The following is a 16,838-nucleotide window of genomic DNA, read 5'->3' as shown; positions in this document are numbered from 1 at the left end:
GGAAGCTCAGCCGGGCTTCGCCATGGCTCTAAGGCCCGCGCCGATTGCCAACTCGACGACGCCAGGTTGAGGATGGTCCTCGGTGATGAAATCGCGAAAGGCGCAGAACGCCTCCAGCACGCGGGCCTTGGTCAAATAGGCGGGCACGTGCGTCTCGAAGTTGTACGCCGGCAGCTCGAACCGCGCCAGCAGATCGGCGGTGTTCGTCGCCGTCCGGGTAGCTGGGCAGGAAGAGGGGAAAAGCGGAAACTCTGCTCGCCCTCGAAGCCCAAGGTCGCTAGAATAATCTGATCCAAGTCAAGCAGAATGCAGTCCTTCACCCGGACGCGGCGCCAGATGGCGGGGCGAAGGCCGCGGAGCCGGAGGGAGAACTGGTAGGCCGAGAAGCGAGGTTTGAGTCGAGGCGGCATGACTCAAGATCCAACACTTATCGAATAAACGATTTGCCGCCACCCGCGGAGATTGAAGTAGCCGACGCAGAAGTCGGCACGCTCGGCAACGGCGAGGGTTTCGCGGAGCGCGGGCAGCATCGACGTCTCGATATTGTCGAAAATGCGAGGCATGGCGAGTAACTGGTTTTTCTCGTGCCTCTGGGCTTCCTGCGATGATCGCGCCGCTCGACGGTGCAGATCGTTTACGCAAAAAGTCTATCAGACGCTATTGGCGGCCGATAGTGGCAGCCCCTATCAAGGGTTAACTAAACTGGACTGCGCCAGTCAAGCAAATAAAGGGGCAAAGAGGGGAAAGCGCCGGTGAAAACCGGAGGAGAGTAGCGGATGAAAGAGCCGCACGAACAAGGAGCAGCGAGTCCCATGACCGCGACCGTGTTCGAAGGATAGGGCGAGCAACGTGGTCATTCCGCAGCAGTTCAAAACGCCCATACTATAGTCGGAGTGCCGAGGAGCCGGCAAGCCGGCCCGTGCGGTCGGCGGCCGTTTTGCTCGGCCCGCGGCGCTGGATAGGCTGGCTCAGCGCGGGTTCCCGATGAAAACACAGACGCAGGCGGCTGCGCAGGCGCCCATTGCTGCACGCGCATCGCACCGCGGTTCTCTGCCGACGCGGTACACCGTTTCGGGCGATGGTTTCGCTGTGCAGTGGGGCGGTGTGGCGGGAATCGAATCGAAAGCGACGCCAAGGCCCTCACCCCGCCCCGGGGCGCCCGCTCGCGGGGCGCGGAGGGAGAGGGAGCGTGCGAGTCGTGCGGGCCGATTTTCGCTTTCCGGGCCTTCGACCCGGCTCGCGGCGCGTAGTTCCCAAGATCGAGCTCGGGCCGTTCGCCGCGCTGGCGACGGGCAAAGAACGACTCGGCGATCCACTCGGGGCGCGTGTTGTGCCGTTGGCCAATTGATCCAGCCTCCGCTTAGCGCTCGGGCAGTTTCACGGTGTGGAGAGCGCGAAGGAGGATTTCGGCGCGCACGCTGGTCGGCAATCCGGGCCGTTCGGTCGGCGGCCGCCTTGCTCGGCCCGCGGCGCTTGACAGGCTGGCTCAGCGCGGATGCGCGATCTGGAACCGCCAGGGGATTGACCAAAGAGCAGTCCATCTGTACCCTGCCCCAAAGAGTGCGGTTGGCGTCATGAGTCGGGCTAAATGGACATCGAACGGCGGAAACAGCTTGGAGCCTATTACACGCCGGATGGCGTAGCCCGGTCGCTGGTCCGATGGGCCGTCGCCGCTCACACCGACCGGCTTCTCGATCCCGCATGCGGCGACGGCCGGTTTCTCGCCGCGCACACCAACAGCGTCGGTGTGGAGGGCGATCCCAACGCGGCCGCTGCCCTTCGAAAGCGGTCGCCCAAATCGCTCATCCACGCGGGTGATTTTTTCTCATGGGCGCTGGATACGAGCGAACGCTTCGAATGTGCCGCCGGCAACCCTCCCTTCATCCGATATCAGCGATTTAACGGTGCCGTGCGGTCGACGGCGCTCGCGCTGTGTGCCATGCGGGGCGCGAGGTTCAGTGCCTTGTCGTCTTCCTGGGCACCGTTCCTCGTGGCGACGGCGTCGCTCCTCAAGCCGGGAGGCCGCATGGCTTTTGTGGTGCCGGCCGAAATCGGCCATGCCCCCTATGCCGCGCCCTTGCTCGATTACCTGCTGCGAAGCTTCAGCACCGTTCATATCGTGGCGGTCCGAGATAAGCTGTTTTCCGATTTATCGGAAGACTGCTGGCTTCTCTATTGCGAAGGTTTCGGGGGGAAGTCAGGCGGCTTCTTGTTCAGCGCTCTGGCCCGGTTCGACGCTTGCGAGCATCCGCCGACCGGCGGCCGCCGCGTTAGCCTGGCCCAATGGCACCGCTCTGGGCGGCGGCTGCGTCCGTTTCTTTTGCCTGACCGCACCCTCGACGTTTACCGCGCGCTGGCGGAGTCTGACACGACGTTCCGCCTCTCGGATGTCGCGCGGGTAGGCATCGGCTACGTCACGGGTGCCAACGATTTTTTTCATCTCAGGCCGAGTGTCGCCAGGTTCCGCGGAATCGACGATCGGTTTCTGGCTCCGGCGGTCCGCAACGGCCGAGATCTTGTTGGATCGACCATCAATGCATCGACGGTCGAAAAGTGGTTGCGGAATGACTCGGCAAACTTTCTGCTGCGTCTTGATGCCGCACAAGAGGTTCCGCAGCCGGTCAGACGGTACCTCGACTCGGACGACGGCCACGCGGCGCGCGAATCGTACAAGTGCCGAAACCGAACGCCTTGGTACGCGGTGCCGGACGTTTGTGTGCCCGATGCCTTCTTGTCATATATGAGCGGCGAAACTCCGGCCCTCGTCGCAAACCATGCTGGTTGCGTGGCAACGAACTCGGTGCATGTCGTCCGCATGAAGGAGGCTTTTAGCGTTACGGAACTGCAACGGCGATGGAATGATCCGCTGACCCGACTTAGTTGCGAGATTGAGGGCCACCCGCTTGGCGGCGGGCTGCTGAAGCTGGAGCCGCGTGAGGCAAACCGCGTTCTAGTCCGGAAGGAGCTTGGTGAACTCCACGATCACGAAAGCGAGCTGCAAGAGGGAATCGATCTAATGCGTTGCTGGAGGCACTATGGCTAGAGATGCCTCCAGGTGCCAATGGCTGACAAGGAAGGAGGCGCTCACCACCTTCGTGGAAAACGTGGCGGGGCACCAAGGTTCAGAGCACATAAAGCCGCTTCATTGGTATGTCGCCTGCCGGCTTGTGATCGAGGGCGGTTTTCGACCTGACGAAGTGCGGCCCCGACCGCCGTTCGAGGTCAAGAAGGATGGGAAACGCTGGATCCTCGATTATTCAGAGCTGGCGGGAGGCAGCGACGAAAGGACCGTCTTCGGAGGATTGAAGACAAAAAGCGTCGATGTTGTGGTTACCAAAGATGGAATCGGGCCTGTGCTCGCCATTTCCATGAAGGGCACGTTGAACGCTTTTCGCAACCTCACAAACCGGATGGAGGAAGCGGCTGGAGACTGCACGAACCTCCACATTGCGTACCCGGCGCTCGTTTACGGCTTTCTCCACGTGCTCCGCGCCAACCGGGAAGGCGAGGGCATTGCCCCCAATGACGTCGCATTCACAAAGGACGGGCACGTCTCTGACGGCATCCTACGCTATCACGACGTGATGGCTCGGCTCGCTGGCCGCAACGATATCCGCGATGCGGTGACCAAGTACGAGGCCGTTGCGATTTGTTTGGTCGAAGCGCGCAGTAATGCAATCGGCACGCTTGTGGCTGGTTTTCCGCCTGCCGGCAGCGAGCTGAGCTTTGCGACCTTCTTCGACAAGCTCTATGGGCAGTACGATACGCGCTTCGTCTACGCTGCCCCCGGTCTCAAGACCGTCACGCGGCGGCTTGAATGGGCACCCGATTCGCCAGCGGTCATCGACGCCAGGATTGCCGAATACCGGCCCCGGATCTCCTAAGTCGCTTAACCTCCGCTGGGCGTCTCTCGTCTCGATCAATCTCCCACTGGAACAATAGTCATCCTGTCCTGATTGCACGAGAGCGACCAGCTCGAGTCCACGGCGGCAGTCGGCGCAGGGCGGCGCGTCGCCCGCATGAAATCAGGGACGCGCGGTTTTGCTCGCAATCCAGTCGCCGATGATTTCGAGCGCTTCGGGGGCCAAGGTTTCGTCGATCTTGCTGTATTCGGACGGCGAACCGGTCTGGCAGTGTTGCAAGAGATGGTTCAGGCCCGCTAACTCTCGGACCTCAAAATCTGGGTTGCCGCCGTCCTTCAAAGCGGCCGCGATGGGAGGCAGGTTTTGCTTTGGGTCGACCTGCAGGTCTTTTTCGCCGTTGAGCACCAGCGTCGGGCATTTCACCTTTCGCAACGCCGGCTGTGGATCATAGGTCAAGAAGTAGCGAAACCAGGGCGACAGGCCGAGCTTGAGTTGTGCCTCCATCGCCGCCTTTGCAGCCGGGCCTTGCTCTTCGCCAGTGGCCGACTTGGCCAGCTCCTCGGCGGCAATATCTCGCACGCGCTTTTCCGCCTCGGCGGAGTCGGCCGATTCCTTGATGGCTTTGATCATTCGCTCTTGAGTGCTTCGCGAGGCGGCCCGTGCGGCGTCGTCGGCGCCTTGCGCCTTCGCGATCAGCTCGGCCTGACGGTAAAGAATTTGCTCGCCAGCAACGCCGGTTCCCGCCAGCATGACAATGAACGCCACGTCGTCGCTCAGACTGGCCGCCAGCGGAGCCACCAATCCACCCTCGCTGTGACCGAGCAAGCCGATCTCGCGGCTATCGACCTCCTTGCGCGACTTGAGGTATGCGACGCCCGCCAGCGCATCGGCCGCCATGTCGGCGGTGGTCGATGTCATCGTGTTGCCCGTCGACCCGCCGACGCCGCGGTCGTCGACGCGGAGCACCACGATGCCGCGTCGCGTTAGATAATCAGCCAGGATCCAGAACGGCTTGTGGCCCATCACGGTTTCATTGCGGTCCTGCGGCCCCGACCCGGAGATCAAGAGCGCGGCCGGGGCCGGCTTGTCCGAGGCGAGGTACGTGAGCGTTCCGGCCAGAGTGATGCCGGCGGCATCGTTCTTGTAAGTCACTTCCTCTTCGACGTAAGGATACGGCTTTTTTGGTTCCTGCGGGCGGCTGTAGTCGGGCTCCTTTTCCAGACGCTTGAAGTCGAGCGGCAACGTTCCGGCCTGTGTCCATTTGCCCTGGATCGTCTGACCATCCTTAGTGAGCTTGCCGTCGAACGAGGCTTTGATCGCCTTTAGTTCCAGCTTGACGTTGTCGCCTTCCAGCGTGATGCGATCGAACGGAATTCCCTTTGCGCCTTGATCGGGGCTGTCGAGCGTCGCCTTATAGCGGTCGCCTTCGGCCACGATGCGCAGCACGACCCGCAATTCGATGGACTGAACTTTAATGATCCCTTGCCACACGCCGGCCAGAGACGGCTTGGCGTCTGGTTTCGTTTCGGCTGCGGTGCCCGCGGTGTGCCACGGCAGGGCAGAAGCGACCATGACCGTCAAAAGGATGCACCATCGAATAAGACTGCGTCGCATGGCGGTCCTCTGCTTTGAATCACGAGCGGTATAATTAGTTCGCTCGCCCGAGCGAACTATTTTGTTGACACTTCTGGTTATCCGAATTTCGTTGGGCAAAGTCAATAATCCGCTGCCAGACGCTAGCCCTTCACAAATGCCAGGTGCTTCCGCCAGTGGGCGTTGTCGAGCGAGGGAAAGTCGGTGCGGAGAGATGGACGCCGCGGCTTTCCTGACTACACTCCGGGGTCGCCATCGCATCGAAACTTTGACGTGGCCCGTGCCGCAACCCCACGGCCTCAAGGATCGGTTCATCCATCGGCATGACGTTAGCAGCCCTATCGTAGTGGGAACCGTAGGCGAGGAAAAGTGACCGACGTACCTCGCTGTTTGAAGAACAAACCGAGGCGGCGGCGTCAGCGGAAGGCAGGCTCGACCATCTCGCCGTCGAGCTTTTCCCAAACGCGCAACAGCGCTTCCCGCCGCTGGGGTTCGGCGGCGGCCAGATCTTGCTCCTCGCCGAGGTCAGGGGCAAGATCGTAAAGCTCCCACGGGCCGTTCGTCGAGCCGCGGCCGTGACGCAACAGCTTCCAGTCGCCCACGCGCACCGCCGTGTTGAGCCCCTGGCGCCAATAGAGCGTTTCGTGCGGCCGCCCGGACGATTCGCCCGACAGGTACGGCATGAGATTCACGCCGTCGAGCTTTCGCCCGTTTTTCGGCGCCGCGCCGGCGACCGCCGCGGCGGTGGCGAAAATGTCGGTCGACGAGACGGGCAGGTCATACCGCGCGCCGGCGGGCAGCCGACCGGGCCAACGCACCATGAAGGGGACACGGAGGCCGCCTTCGTAGACGCTCCCCTTCTCGCCGCGCAGCGGCTTGTTGCTGCTGGTCAGCTCGCGCGTCGGCCCGCCGTTGTCGCTGAGAAAGAAAACCAGCGTGTCGTTCTCCAGGCCCGCGGAACGGAGCTTGTCCAGAATCGCCCCCACGCCGTCGTCGAGGTTACTCAGCACGGCGGCGAAGATGCGGCGATGGATGTCGTCGATCGAGGCGAACTTCTTCAGATAGGCGTTGGCGCCTTGCATCGGACTGTGGACGGCGTTGTAAGCCAGGTAGAGAAAGAACGGCTTGTCGCGTTGGCGGTCGATGAAACCTAGCGCTTCGCGCGTGAAGGCGTCGGTCAGATAGGCCGCTTCGGCCTCGGGCTGGCCGTCGCGCAGCAGGGGGTTGTTGGCGTCGTATTCCGGTTCGTAGTAGCCCATGTGCGTCGAATAGACCACATCGCCGAATGCCCGGCGTCCCTGGCCGCCGCCGGGCAGCGTGCGGCGGCGGAGCATCGTGGTCACGCCCGGCCAGGGCTGCGGCACATAATAGTGGCCTTCGTGCAAAAAGCCGAAGAACGATTCGAAGCCGCGGCGGTGGGGATCGTACATGGCTGTGCCGCCGAGGTGCCACTTGCCGACGGCGCCGGTCACATAACCGGCGTCGCGCAGCACGTCGGCCAGCGTCGTCTCGCCCAGCGGCAGGCCGAACGCCGGGTCTTCGTTCTTCGCACCGATCGGATTGAACTCATGTCCGAAGCGAGTGCCGTACCGCCCCGTGAGCAGGCCGGCCCGTGAAGGGCTGCAGTTCGGCCCGGTCACATAGCCGGCCGTGAAGCGCACGCCCTCGGCCGCGATCGAATCGATGTGCGGCGTGGGAATCTCGCGATTGCCCTGGCAGCCCAGCTCGCCGTAGCCGAGATCGTCGGCCAGGATGACCACGATGTTCGGCGGCCTTTTCTGTTCGGCGGAAAGCGCGGCTGAAGTCAAGAAACCGACGATGGTAGCGGCTGCGACCGCATGGATTGTCGTCGGCGCGCGTGGCAAACGCCCGCGACCGAAAGGGCAACACGGCATTCGAGGCGATGGGATTTTCATTGGCGGCTTCGTCGATTTTGGCAAGCGAGGCGGAAAGCGGCGAGATCCGTATCCACCGGCCAAGTATCGGCGCAAGAATGTCAGCGGTCAACAAGTTTCACCACACCACTTCCTCCGGGGCGACCGGCTGGCGATTGACCGTCGTTTCCACCACCTCGCCGCTACGGAGGCGGATAATGCGGTCGGCGACTTGCGCGATGGCCGAGTTGTGCGTGATGATCAGCACCGTCTTGCCGAGCCGCTCGCGGACCTCGACCAACAACCGCAGCACGCGCTTGCCGGTTTCGAAATCGAGCGCGCCGGTCGGCTCGTCGCAGAGCAGCAGTTGAGGATTGCTGGCCAGCGCTCGGGCAATGGCCACCCGCTGTTGCTCGCCGCCTGACATTTGCGAAGGGAAGTGTTCGGCCCGGTCGGCCAGCCCCACCATGTCGAGCGTTTCGTCGACGTCGAGCGGGTTGCGGCTGATTTCGGTCGCGGCCAGCACGTTCTCGCGGGCGGTGAGGCTGGGCACGAGGTTGTAGAACTGAAACACGAAGCCGACCGTGTCGCGGCGATAAAGCGTCAACTCGCGCGAACCAAGTTGTGCCAGGTCACGGTCGCGGAACCAGACGGAGCCGGTCGTCGGCTTGTCGAGTCCGCCGATCAGGTTCAAGAGCGTGCTCTTGCCCGACCCGCTGGGTCCGACGATGGCCAAAATCTCAGCCCTGCCGATTTCAATGGACACGTCGCGCAGCACCTCGACGGCGACTTCACCCATGAAATAGGTGCGGCCGACGCGATCGAGGTGCAGCAGCGGTCGGGAATCAGCGCCGTTTTCGCGGGGGTCCATCGACTCCAGCTTGGCGACTCAGACTCCGGCCGGCAAGGTTTCCAGCCGCGACCGCGACAAATCGGGCCCGCGCAGCTCGCCGCGGGCAATCTGTACGTCGTGAGGCGCCTCGATGCCGATGCTCACGCGGTGCCCGGCCACGCGGTTGACGGTGATGATGATGTTGCCGTCAATCACCAGTTGCTCGCCCGCTTTCCGACTTAGCACTAACATGATCGCTCCTCCTTGAATGCCTGGATGCACGATGCGTGGCGTCGATCCGGGTGACCGACGCAAAGGTCGGCAGCTTCGTGCTGGGAATTGTCTTAGTGAGCAAATTTTGCGCCGTCGTTACAGTCGACCTTGCTTGGCAGAGCCGCTTATCGTGCGTAACCTGCTTGTGTCATTACGATTAGGAAAGAAGAGGGCCCATCCGCACGCCGCGTGCCGCTGGACAGGAGGTGGACAACCCCTCGCTATTATGAGTCAAAGTGGCTCATTGCGAGACACCTGGCACAGTTCAAAGCAGCGTATAGCCGCCGTCGATGACGAGCGCGGCGCCGGTCATATAGCGAGACGCATCGCTCGCCAGGTAAACGGCCAACGGCCCCAGATCTTCTGGCTGGCCAAAATCGCCCAGGGGAATCTCTTTTTTGAAGGCCTCGATGATCTCGGGCCGCTCGCGGGACCAGCGGATGTTGGGCTCGGTCATAAAGCCGCCCGGACAGATGGCATTGACGGTCACTCCGAACGGCGCCCAATCGACGGCGGTGGCACGCGTGAACTGGATTACGGCGGCCTTGGCGGTTTCGTAGCTGCGGCCGCCGATGCCCCGGTTGGCCACCATTCCCGAAATCGAGGCGATATTGATCACACGTCCTGACCGCCGGTCGATCATCGGCTTGCCGAGCACCTTGGTGCAGACGAACGTGCTGGTCAGATTGAGGTCGATCAATTCCTGCCAGGTGTCGAGCGGCATGTCGACGGTGGGCGTGGGGACGCGCCGGCCGCCGACGTTGTTGATGAGAATGTCGATGGGGCCGTGCTGCTCGATGGCCTGCCGGCAAACGGCTTCGCACTCTTTCGGCTTGCCGACGTCGGCCTGCATCGTCAACGCCTGCCGTCCCAGGGAACGGACATCCGCCGCGGTCTGTTCGAGACTGGCGGCGTCGCGGCCGACGAGCACGGCATCGGCACCCGCCTCGGCCAGGGCCAGGGCCATGGCGCGGCCCAGGCCGCGCGAGCCGCCGGTGATGAAAAACCGCTTTCCATCCAGCCGAAACCGATCGAGGACGCTCATACCAGTTTCTTTTTCACCGCCCAGACCGCGGCCTGCGTGCGGTCGGTGGCGTCGATTTTGCGCAACAAGTGCTGCACGTGCTCTTTCACCGTCTCGATGCTGATCGAAAGAGAACGGCCGATCTCCTTGTTGCTCAGACCGAGCGCCAGATGGCGCAGCACCTGCGTCTCGCGTTGGGTGAGCGTCGGCTCGGCGTCGTTCTTCTGACGCGTGGCCATGGCCCCCGCCACGCGGCGCATTTCGCCGAAGGCCGACGGAGCGTCGCCGGCGGCCACGGCACGAATCGCGTTCAAGAGCTGATCGCGGCTCGAGCCTTTCAGCAGGTAATCGCTGGCGCCCATGGCGTTGGCCCGCGCGATGTAGGTCGGATTGTCATAGGTCGAGAGTATCACCACCCGGCAATTCGGCGCGGCCTGCCGCAGCTCCTCCAAGGCCGTCAGCCCGTCGCCGTCGGGCATGCGGATGTCGAGCAGCACCAGGTCGGGCTTCTTCGACTTGACGACCTGCAGCGCTTCGGAACCGTTGGCGGCCTGTCCGACGACTTTCACTTCCGTGTCCTCGAACAGGCTGACGATTCCCGTCCGCACGACTTCGTGATCGTCGACGATCACCACTTTGATGCCCATCCCAGTTTCCCTCTTTGACTTCTTTGTTTTCTTTGCCATTTCGCCGGCTTTCTGCAACGTTGCTGGCCCACTTGTGAGAATAACCGACCCCATCCGACCGGGCAATCACTGCTGACACGTTTCTCGGCCGTTCCACCGCGTTGACGGGCGGCAACGGGTGACCTAAATATCCTACAGCAACCGACTTTTTACGTTCAAGGGGGCGGTTGCGCCGATTTTCCAGGCGGACCACAGCTTCCAAAACGTGATGAAACGACATTCCCTGCTACTTGTCGACGACGACCGTCATCTGCTCGATTCGATGGCCGATTGGCTGCGAGAACAGGGCTATCAGGTCGATACGGCGGGCACGGCCGCCGCCGCCGTGCAGGCCCTCGAACGCAAGACGTTCGACCTGATCCTGGTCGATGTCCGGCTCGGCGACGGCGACGGTTTCGACGTACTGGCCTACGCACGCCGGGAGCGGCCTCAATCGACGGTCATTCTGATTACGGGCTATGGAACCGTGGAGACGGCCGTGGAAGCCATCCGCGCTGGCGCCTTCGACCTGCTCACCAAGCCGCTCATCGACGAAGAGCTTCATATTTCGATCGAGCGGGCCTTGAATCAGCGCAAGGTGGTCGAAGAAAACAAGCAGCTCAAGGCCCAGCTCGACCGGCGCCTGGGGCTGGAGAACATCATCGGCCACGATGTACGGATGCGAAAGGTGTTCGAAATCATCGACAGCATCGCCGACACGAAGGCCACCGTGCTGATCACCGGCGAAAGCGGCACCGGCAAGTCGCTCATCGCCCGCGCCATCCATCGCCGCAGCGGCCGGCGCGACCAGCCGTTCGTCGAGGTGGCCTGCGGGGCGCTCAGCGAGACCCTGCTCGAAAGCGAGCTGTTCGGCCACGTGACCGGATCGTTCACGGGGGCGCATCAAGACAAGGTGGGCAAGTTCCTGCAAGCCGACGACGGCACGATTTTCCTGGACGAGATCGGCACGGCCAGCGCCGGCCTGCAGGTGAAGCTGCTGCGCGTCTTGCAGGAGTTCGAGTTCGAGCAGGTGGGCGGCAACAAGACCTACAAGGTCAATACCCGCGTGATCCTGGCGACCAACGAGAACCTGGAATCGCTGGTGGCCGAGGGCCGCTTCCGGCAAGACCTCTATTACCGCGTCAACGTCATCAATCTCGAATTGCCGGGCCTGCGCGACCGCGTCTCCGACATTCCGATGTTGGCTCAGCATTTTCTGCAGCGGCTGCGCGAGGAGACCGGCAAAAAGGTGGCTGGCTTCAGCGAGGACGCTTTGGCGGCGATGGAGCGCTACCGTTGGCCGGGCAACGTGCGCGAGCTGCAAAACGTCGTGGAGCGGGCCGTCTTGTTGGGAAAGAGCGAATTGATCGGCGTGGCCGACCTGCCGCCCGCCGTCATGGCCATGCGGGCCCTCAGCGTCGATCCGGTGGGCAGCCACACGCTCAAGCAGGCGATGGCCAGTCCCGAACGGCAGATCATTCTGGAAGTGCTGGAAGCCCACCACTGGAACCGCAACGCCACGGCCGACGCGCTGGGCATCAACCGCACGACGCTCTATAAGAAGATGAAGCGGCTTGGTTTGGAGGACCTGGAGCCGCACCGCGCGGGGGCCTAATTGTAGGCGGCCGGGCGCCGGCAATCGAGGCAGGGTGGGCTCACCTGCACGCGATGGACGTTGCCGGAGGTCCACAGCTCGGCGGCACTCGATAATGCACCGCCAGTCGTACTATAATTGAGGAACCGGCGTGGGACGGAAGCGAGACATACGTGATGTGGACGCCGTCGCCCGCGACTTCGAGATGGATCCGGCCCAACGGCGGCGATTCGGCGATTACTTGGAGCAGTGCAAGCGGTCGGGCAACGTCGGCACGCGCAATGACCGTGGCGACTTCACCTGGGACGAAATGATGGAAAAGGCCCGTGAATTTATTGGTGAAAGTCAGGAACCGTAACGTCATGCGAGGGAAGTATGCTTGGCACGCTTGATTTTCGGAGCGTTCAACAAAAAACGACCGATGTGAGGGGGCTGCGGGCGTATTTGCAACAACTCGTCGGCGAGCCGTTCCTGCACGTGCGCTTCTCTTATGGCGACGAACTGACACTGCACTTCGGCGAACCACAAAAGCCAAAACTGAAAAAACTGGCCCACCTCACGGAAGGCAGCTACGTCGTGACAGCGCGTGCGTCGTCGTGGTATTTCAAGACCGCCAGCGGCATCGCGGTGACCATGGCGGCGAGCGCCGCCGATACAGGCCTGCCCGATGGCTTCGTTCCCTTGAGCGCCGAACAAATCGAGCGTGGCCAGTTGGCGCAGCCGGGCGCGAGGGTCATCGCGGCGGATGCCAGCGCTATGCGGAGCGGCACCACTGAATCGGTCTTCGCCTGTTCGCTGCTTTTGGCGGATGGATCGTCCATCCTGATCGTGCCCGAGCCCAGTAGTGATGTGAACGGAGATGGCGGCACGGACGACGTCGCCGATTGGGAAGTCTTCACACCCTACGATCGCTACCTTCGCGTCGGTCCAGGTTTGGGTTGGGCGTACCTTCCGTCACGAGGTCCGGCGAGCTCACTGTAGCGAGTGCCGGTCCACCGATGCCGCCAGCATTGTTTGAGCGACGACGTCGTTTACGGTGGGCCGGCGCTCGCAAGCTCGCTGGTCCCACCCTACGTCCCCGGCACTTCTCGAAACTGCTCGCTCAGCAGACGGCGCAGCGTCTCGGCGCCGACCGGCTTCACCAGGCGAGCGTGCCGCGCACTTGCCCGTGCATCCGCAAGGGGACCGCCAGCAGCGAGCGTATCCCCTCTGCCCGATATGCCGCTTTGCGATCGGCCAGCAGGGGCAAAGCGAAGACGTCGTCGGCCACCACCGGCGTTTCGGGCATCCCCGGCGACTGTTCCAAGACGGCCACGACGCCCCGCTGAAATTCCTCAGAGAGATTTGCCGCCGCTGCGATCTGCCATTGGCCGGTCCGCGCGTGCAGCCGCCAGATAGCATAGGCGTCGGCGGGAAACAGCCGCTGGGAGAAATCGAGGAGCGAGGCCAAAACGTGGGATGGATCGAGCGTGTCGGTGAGCGCGGCCGAGACCCGCACCAGGGCGCTCAACTGGTGCTCCGTGCGTGAATGTCGCTCGACTTCCTTCCGCAACCCGACTTCGGCCCGCCGTCGCTCGTCGACTTCCTTGGCCAGCTCTTCGACGCGCTGCTTGAGCGCGGCGATGAGGTCCGGCGCCGATTCCGATTGCGAGAGCAGATCGGCGGCCGTCGAAGAGGGATCAGCGTTCATCTTTTCAAGCGTTCCGGAAACGTGTGATATGCCCCCGCGCGACCCGACGGCATGCGGCGAGCCGAGCAGGGCACCGCACACCTGGAGAAATGCCGCACGACAAGAGTTGGCTGTCCGGGGTCGTCCCGATCGCGAACGGCGGCGGTCACAGACACGCCTCGACCGCCCCTGACCTCGGGGCGGCGGCTGTTTTGATTGTACACGCGATCCCCGCAGGGAGAACAGCGAAATGCGCGATCGGCTCGTCGCCTATGGCGAGATGTTGAACCAACGCCGACGGCGATTGACGATTTTCGGGCATCGGTTAGAAGTGAAACGAGCGGGGCGACATCACCAGAAAGGACAAGCCATGAAACGGACAGCATCAGCGGCGTGGTCGGGCGATTTGAAACAAGGCAAGGGTACGCTCACGACTCCCAGTGGCGTGCTGAAGGAAACGCCCTATTCGTTCACGACCCGCTTCGAGCAGGGCGCCGGCACAAACCCGGAAGAACTGATTGCGGCGGCCCATGCCGGGTGTTTTACGATGGCCCTCTCAGCATCTTTAGGCCGCGCCGGGTTCACGCCCGACAGGCTTTCGACCAAGGCCTCGCTCGACCTGGAACAGATCGACGGCAACTGGACGATCACGGCCATCCAACTCGATCTGACCGCCAAGGTGCCGGGCATCGATGCGCAGCGATTCAACGAGATTGCGGCCGATGCCAAAGCCAACTGCCCGGTCTCGCGCGTGCTGAACGCCAAGATCACGCTCGACGCCAAGCTGGAGTCAGCCTGAGCCAAGCGCCAGCCAGCCGTAAACAAGGGCGAGGATGGCGAAGGCCAAAGTCAAACTGTGGTGGCCGATCTTGAAAAACCGGCTGGTCAGATAGGCCCGGCCGTCGAACAGCATCCATTGGATCGCCAAACGAACGGACCAGAAGACTGCCACAAACCCGCAGATTGTCCGCGCCAGCAAGCTGCCGTCCGCGAGTTGCGCCGCCTCGCACAGCGAGACGAGGCCCATGGCGGCGATCGTGAGGACGATGTATCCGCCATGCACCCAGATCAATTGCCGCGAGAGGGGCGGCAGTTTGCCAAGCTCCGCCCGCCATTGCAATTTGCCCGGCACCAGCGCGCTGGCGGTGAGGATGGCGAGTTGAATCACGCCACCCATGCGTAATAGTGCTTCGTTGTTCATGCTATGCTCCCAAAACGTTCAAGAATGGTATGACGACGCGGCGGAGAAAGGCGGCATGAAACAGGAGTGAAGCGGGGGCCAAGATCATTGTCGCCGCGAACATCCAGCCTCGCACGCCGCCGCGTAAATGCCATCGCCGTCCCAGCGCCGATCGTTCAATCTCCACTCCGATCGCTTGCAAGAGGAAGTAAAGCGTGGGCAGACCGTAACCGGCCCGTGCGGGAACGGAGATCGCCAGATCGTGCAGAACGCCCGAAAACAGGAACGCGGCGGTCATAGCCCGGCGTGCTCCCCAGCGTCGTGCCAGCGGACGAAAGATCAGTTGATACGCCAGGTCGCGGAACGCCGTGTTCCAGCGTCGGCCCCAGAAATCGGCGAGTGATGTGGCGGACGCTGGCCGCTGCATGATTGGGGTTGCATAGACGCCGGCCCGTTGCCAGGCGAGCGACAGAAGTTGCAGTATACCGAAGTGTAGCCATAAGCCGATGCCCACCAAGCCGGCCCAACCCGCGGCGCAGGGTTGCCGCGGTAAAAAACGGCCAGCGATCAGCCAGACAAGTGCCGTGCCGGTCAGCACATTCCGAACGCCTCTCAGCCACTCCACGCCGTTCGGCCGCTCGACCTTGGCGGCCGACAAGAACCGTGTGGCGTTCATGCCCGGCCAAAGAAACAAGTACGCGAGCGACCGGGCCAGCGGCGGTCGCATCAGCCGCAGTTCGCAAACCGCCCGCTGCCACGTCAGCCATTTGAAACCACCGTAAAGGGAAAGGGCCATCAGCCACATGCGTGCCCAGCCGGGTAGGCGTGTCGTGGCAAGCGCCGACAACATTGTCGTCGCTGCAAGAGGCCCCCAAACTACAATCAGCTCATAGCCGCGCCGTGCTCTGCAAGTTAGGGTTAGGGATGTCGCACAGTGCATGGTCGGGCCGGAAAAGAAGTACAATGATCGTTGCCTGGCTCTGCCCTGAAAGCGAACCGTAAGACTGGTCACGGATTAACATGAACTACCGTCTTGCCACGCTCGACGACATTGCTCTTCTTGCTGCGATGAACCAGGAATTGATTCGAGACGAAGGTCACCGCAATACGATGTCTCTTTCTCAACTGCAAGACCGCATGCGAGGATGGCTTCAGGACGAGTATCGGGCCGTGATCTTCGAAGACGAAGGCGAAGCGGCGGGCTATGCACTTTTCAGGCACGAGTCCGATTGGACGTATCTGCGTCAGTTTTATGTCTTGCCGTCAAAACGTCGCCGCGGTATCGGTCGAAAAGCCGTGCAGTGGTTGCGGGAAAACGAGTGGAGCCGCTCACCGCGTGTTCGGCTGGAGGTGCTTATCGGCAATTCGGTGGCCATCCAATTCTGGCGATCGCTCGGTTTTTCTGAGTACTGCCTTACGATGGAGCGCGACGCTCGATCGGCCCTCCCTCCTTCCTAGTTCCACTTGCTCGCTTTTCGAGATTCTTCTTCCGCAGCCGGTTAATCCCGCCGGTTTCCTTCGGTCAGTATCGTGGCCAGCACGCCGCCGTGCCTGATTACGACCACCGACCTCGAACGAAGGAGATCAACGATGTCTCGCGAAACCCACCGCGCCAGCTTGGCCGCCGTCGGCCTTTCGCTGCGCGAACCCGAAGAATTCGCGCTTGTGTGGCAGCGCGAAGGCACGCCGTATGGCTTGGCCGTCTGGCTGGCACTGGCGGCCACCGCATTGTTCGGCGTGCTCGTCTACGGCTTGACGATGGGCATCCACGCTGGACCGCAAACCATGCTGGCCAAGTCGCTATTGTTCTCGATCGCCGCTGGATTGGCCTGGGTCATCCCATTGCCGGCGCTCTACATTCTCAACAGCCTGAGCGGCTCGCGCTTGCGGGCGAGCAGCACGCTGTTGGCCGCGCTGGTGACCGTAAGCTGGGGCGGACTGGCGCTGATCGCGTCGGTGCCGATCAACTGGTTCTTCAGCGTCGCCGTGCCTTCGTTGCCGGCCGAACTGGTTGGTCCGCGCTGGGCCGCCTGGCTGGTTGCCGCGGTGAACTGGCTGGTGCTGATCGGCGTGGGTGTGGCGATGGCCGACGTGTTTTGCCGCATCGTCGAACGCTTGGAACCCGCACGCGGCCGGCAGCCCGGTTGGATTCTGCTGCTCGTGGGGGCCATCGGCTTTCAGATGGCCTATGTCTTCGGATTGCTGACGCCCGTCGGTTGAGAACCACCGACCACTTTCGCTCAATTGCGCATTCATTTCGGTAAAGGAAAC

20 protein-coding genes are annotated in these 16,838 nt (G+C 62.6%); 9 read left to right on the top strand and 11 right to left on the bottom strand.

Features of this window, described 5'->3' with window-relative positions:
* Positions 1-6: 6 nt before the first annotated feature.
* Entirely contained in the window at positions 7-147 is a 141-nt protein-coding gene (locus tag VNH11_19175) for a hypothetical protein (protein HVA48495.1), read from the bottom strand.
* Positions 148-413: 266 nt separating this feature from the next.
* Positions 414-563, bottom strand: a complete 150-nt coding sequence (locus tag VNH11_19170) for a hypothetical protein (protein HVA48494.1) — start codon at positions 561-563, stop codon at positions 414-416.
* 626 nt (positions 564-1,189) lie between these two features.
* Here VNH11_19170 and VNH11_19165 point away from each other — a divergent pair.
* The 3 genes from VNH11_19165 to VNH11_19155 all read left to right on the top strand — a co-directional run bounded on the left by VNH11_19165 (position 1,190) and on the right by VNH11_19155 (position 3,884).
* Complete coding sequence (locus VNH11_19165; protein ID HVA48493.1) at positions 1,190-1,348, top strand: hypothetical protein; 159 nt, start codon at positions 1,190-1,192, stop codon at positions 1,346-1,348.
* A gap of 240 nt (positions 1,349-1,588) precedes the next feature.
* Positions 1,589-3,043 carry an N-6 DNA methylase gene (locus VNH11_19160; protein HVA48492.1) on the top strand — a complete coding sequence of 485 codons (1,455 nt, stop codon included), beginning with the start codon at positions 1,589-1,591 and terminating at the stop codon, positions 3,041-3,043.
* Entirely contained in the window at positions 3,036-3,884 is an 849-nt protein-coding gene (locus VNH11_19155) for a hypothetical protein (GenBank protein ID HVA48491.1), read from the top strand. The genes VNH11_19160 and VNH11_19155 overlap by 8 nt, the downstream gene beginning before the upstream one ends.
* Positions 3,885-4,025: 141 nt before the next feature.
* Here the strand turns inward: VNH11_19155 and VNH11_19150 are convergent, their stop codons facing one another.
* From VNH11_19150 to VNH11_19125, 6 genes are all read right to left on the bottom strand, one after another.
* Positions 4,026-5,477 (bottom strand): alpha/beta hydrolase, encoded by a 1,452-nt coding sequence (locus VNH11_19150; GenBank protein ID HVA48490.1) that lies wholly within the window; start codon positions 5,475-5,477, stop codon positions 4,026-4,028.
* A gap of 395 nt (positions 5,478-5,872) precedes the next feature.
* The gene (locus VNH11_19145; GenBank protein HVA48489.1) at positions 5,873-7,264 is read right to left on the bottom strand and encodes a sulfatase-like hydrolase/transferase; all 1,392 of its coding nucleotides are present in this window, start codon (positions 7,262-7,264) and stop codon (positions 5,873-5,875) included.
* 205 nt (positions 7,265-7,469) lie between these two features.
* On the bottom strand, positions 7,470-8,201 hold the full coding sequence (locus VNH11_19140) for an ABC transporter ATP-binding protein (protein HVA48488.1): 732 nt from the start codon (positions 8,199-8,201) through the stop codon (positions 7,470-7,472).
* 18 nt (positions 8,202-8,219) lie between these two features.
* The gene (locus VNH11_19135) at positions 8,220-8,414 is read right to left on the bottom strand and encodes a carbon storage regulator (GenBank protein HVA48487.1); all 195 of its coding nucleotides are present in this window, start codon (positions 8,412-8,414) and stop codon (positions 8,220-8,222) included.
* Between the two features lie 286 nt (positions 8,415-8,700).
* Positions 8,701-9,480 carry an SDR family oxidoreductase gene (locus VNH11_19130; protein HVA48486.1) on the bottom strand — a complete coding sequence of 260 codons (780 nt, stop codon included), beginning with the start codon at positions 9,478-9,480 and terminating at the stop codon, positions 8,701-8,703.
* Positions 9,477-10,106 carry a response regulator transcription factor gene (locus tag VNH11_19125; GenBank protein ID HVA48485.1) on the bottom strand — a complete coding sequence of 210 codons (630 nt, stop codon included), beginning with the start codon at positions 10,104-10,106 and terminating at the stop codon, positions 9,477-9,479. The genes VNH11_19130 and VNH11_19125 overlap by 4 nt, the downstream gene beginning before the upstream one ends.
* Positions 10,107-10,353: 247 nt before the next feature.
* Between VNH11_19125 and VNH11_19120 the strand changes: the two genes are divergently transcribed.
* The 3 genes from VNH11_19120 (at position 10,354) to VNH11_19110 (ending at position 12,699) form a co-directional block, all read left to right on the top strand.
* A complete protein-coding gene (locus VNH11_19120) occupies positions 10,354-11,739 on the top strand; it encodes a sigma-54 dependent transcriptional regulator (GenBank protein ID HVA48484.1) in 1,386 nt (461 codons plus the stop codon).
* A 130-nt stretch (positions 11,740-11,869) separates the two neighbouring features.
* Entirely contained in the window at positions 11,870-12,076 is a 207-nt protein-coding gene (locus tag VNH11_19115; GenBank protein ID HVA48483.1) for a hypothetical protein, read from the top strand.
* 17 nt (positions 12,077-12,093) lie between these two features.
* On the top strand, positions 12,094-12,699 hold the full coding sequence (locus tag VNH11_19110) for a hypothetical protein (GenBank protein ID HVA48482.1): 606 nt from the start codon (positions 12,094-12,096) through the stop codon (positions 12,697-12,699).
* A gap of 157 nt (positions 12,700-12,856) precedes the next feature.
* Here VNH11_19110 and VNH11_19105 read toward each other — a convergent pair whose 3' ends face one another.
* On the bottom strand, positions 12,857-13,408 hold the full coding sequence (locus VNH11_19105; GenBank protein HVA48481.1) for a GAF domain-containing protein: 552 nt from the start codon (positions 13,406-13,408) through the stop codon (positions 12,857-12,859).
* A 349-nt stretch (positions 13,409-13,757) separates the two neighbouring features.
* Here VNH11_19105 and VNH11_19100 point away from each other — a divergent pair, with 349 nt between their 5' ends.
* A complete protein-coding gene (locus VNH11_19100) occupies positions 13,758-14,186 on the top strand; it encodes an OsmC family protein (protein HVA48480.1) in 429 nt (142 codons plus the stop codon).
* On the opposite strand, the gene VNH11_19095 is transcribed toward VNH11_19100, so the two are convergent.
* Positions 14,178-14,588: a hypothetical protein gene (locus tag VNH11_19095; GenBank protein HVA48479.1), complete on the bottom strand. Its 411-nt coding sequence runs from the start codon at positions 14,586-14,588 to the stop codon at positions 14,178-14,180. The two genes, VNH11_19100 and VNH11_19095, sit on opposite strands and share 9 nt — an antisense overlap.
* Position 14,589: 1 nt before the next feature.
* Positions 14,590-15,363, bottom strand: a complete 774-nt coding sequence (locus VNH11_19090) for an MBOAT family protein (GenBank protein HVA48478.1) — start codon at positions 15,361-15,363, stop codon at positions 14,590-14,592.
* 224 nt (positions 15,364-15,587) lie between these two features.
* On the opposite strand from VNH11_19090, the gene VNH11_19085 reads away from it, so the two are divergent.
* Both VNH11_19085 and VNH11_19080 read left to right on the top strand, forming a co-directional pair.
* Positions 15,588-16,025 carry a GNAT family N-acetyltransferase gene (locus tag VNH11_19085; protein ID HVA48477.1) on the top strand — a complete coding sequence of 146 codons (438 nt, stop codon included), beginning with the start codon at positions 15,588-15,590 and terminating at the stop codon, positions 16,023-16,025.
* Between the two features lie 132 nt (positions 16,026-16,157).
* Entirely contained in the window at positions 16,158-16,787 is a 630-nt protein-coding gene (locus VNH11_19080) for a hypothetical protein (GenBank protein HVA48476.1), read from the top strand.
* Positions 16,788-16,838 lie beyond the last annotated feature (51 nt).

Source organism: Pirellulales bacterium (genome assembly GCA_035533075.1).
Lineage (GTDB): Bacteria > Planctomycetota > Planctomycetia > Pirellulales > JAICIG01 > DASSFG01.
This window is presented reverse-complemented; position numbering and strand designations above follow the sequence as displayed.

Coding starts and splice junctions, on each gene's coding strand:
- VNH11_19150 (HVA48490.1), bottom strand. CDS start 5,477: ATGCGACGCAGTCTTATTCGATGGTGCATCCTTTTGACGGTCATGGTC.
- VNH11_19110 (HVA48482.1), top strand. CDS start 12,094: ATGCTTGGCACGCTTGATTTTCGGAGCGTTCAACAAAAAACGACCGAT.
- VNH11_19140 (HVA48488.1), bottom strand. CDS start 8,201: ATGGACCCCCGCGAAAACGGCGCTGATTCCCGACCGCTGCTGCACCTC.
- VNH11_19130 (HVA48486.1), bottom strand. CDS start 9,480: ATGAGCGTCCTCGATCGGTTTCGGCTGGATGGAAAGCGGTTTTTCATC.
- VNH11_19125 (HVA48485.1), bottom strand. CDS start 10,106: ATGGGCATCAAAGTGGTGATCGTCGACGATCACGAAGTCGTGCGGACG.
- VNH11_19095 (HVA48479.1), bottom strand. CDS start 14,588: ATGAACAACGAAGCACTATTACGCATGGGTGGCGTGATTCAACTCGCC.
- VNH11_19105 (HVA48481.1), bottom strand. CDS start 13,408: ATGAACGCTGATCCCTCTTCGACGGCCGCCGATCTGCTCTCGCAATCG.
- VNH11_19135 (HVA48487.1), bottom strand. CDS start 8,414: ATGTTAGTGCTAAGTCGGAAAGCGGGCGAGCAACTGGTGATTGACGGC.
- VNH11_19100 (HVA48480.1), top strand. CDS start 13,758: ATGAAACGGACAGCATCAGCGGCGTGGTCGGGCGATTTGAAACAAGGC.
- VNH11_19085 (HVA48477.1), top strand. CDS start 15,588: ATGAACTACCGTCTTGCCACGCTCGACGACATTGCTCTTCTTGCTGCG.
- VNH11_19120 (HVA48484.1), top strand. CDS start 10,354: ATGAAACGACATTCCCTGCTACTTGTCGACGACGACCGTCATCTGCTC.
- VNH11_19090 (HVA48478.1), bottom strand. CDS start 15,363: ATGGCCCTTTCCCTTTACGGTGGTTTCAAATGGCTGACGTGGCAGCGG.
- VNH11_19170 (HVA48494.1), bottom strand. CDS start 563: ATGCCTCGCATTTTCGACAATATCGAGACGTCGATGCTGCCCGCGCTC.
- VNH11_19155 (HVA48491.1), top strand. CDS start 3,036: ATGGCTAGAGATGCCTCCAGGTGCCAATGGCTGACAAGGAAGGAGGCG.
- VNH11_19080 (HVA48476.1), top strand. CDS start 16,158: ATGTCTCGCGAAACCCACCGCGCCAGCTTGGCCGCCGTCGGCCTTTCG.
- VNH11_19160 (HVA48492.1), top strand. CDS start 1,589: ATGGACATCGAACGGCGGAAACAGCTTGGAGCCTATTACACGCCGGAT.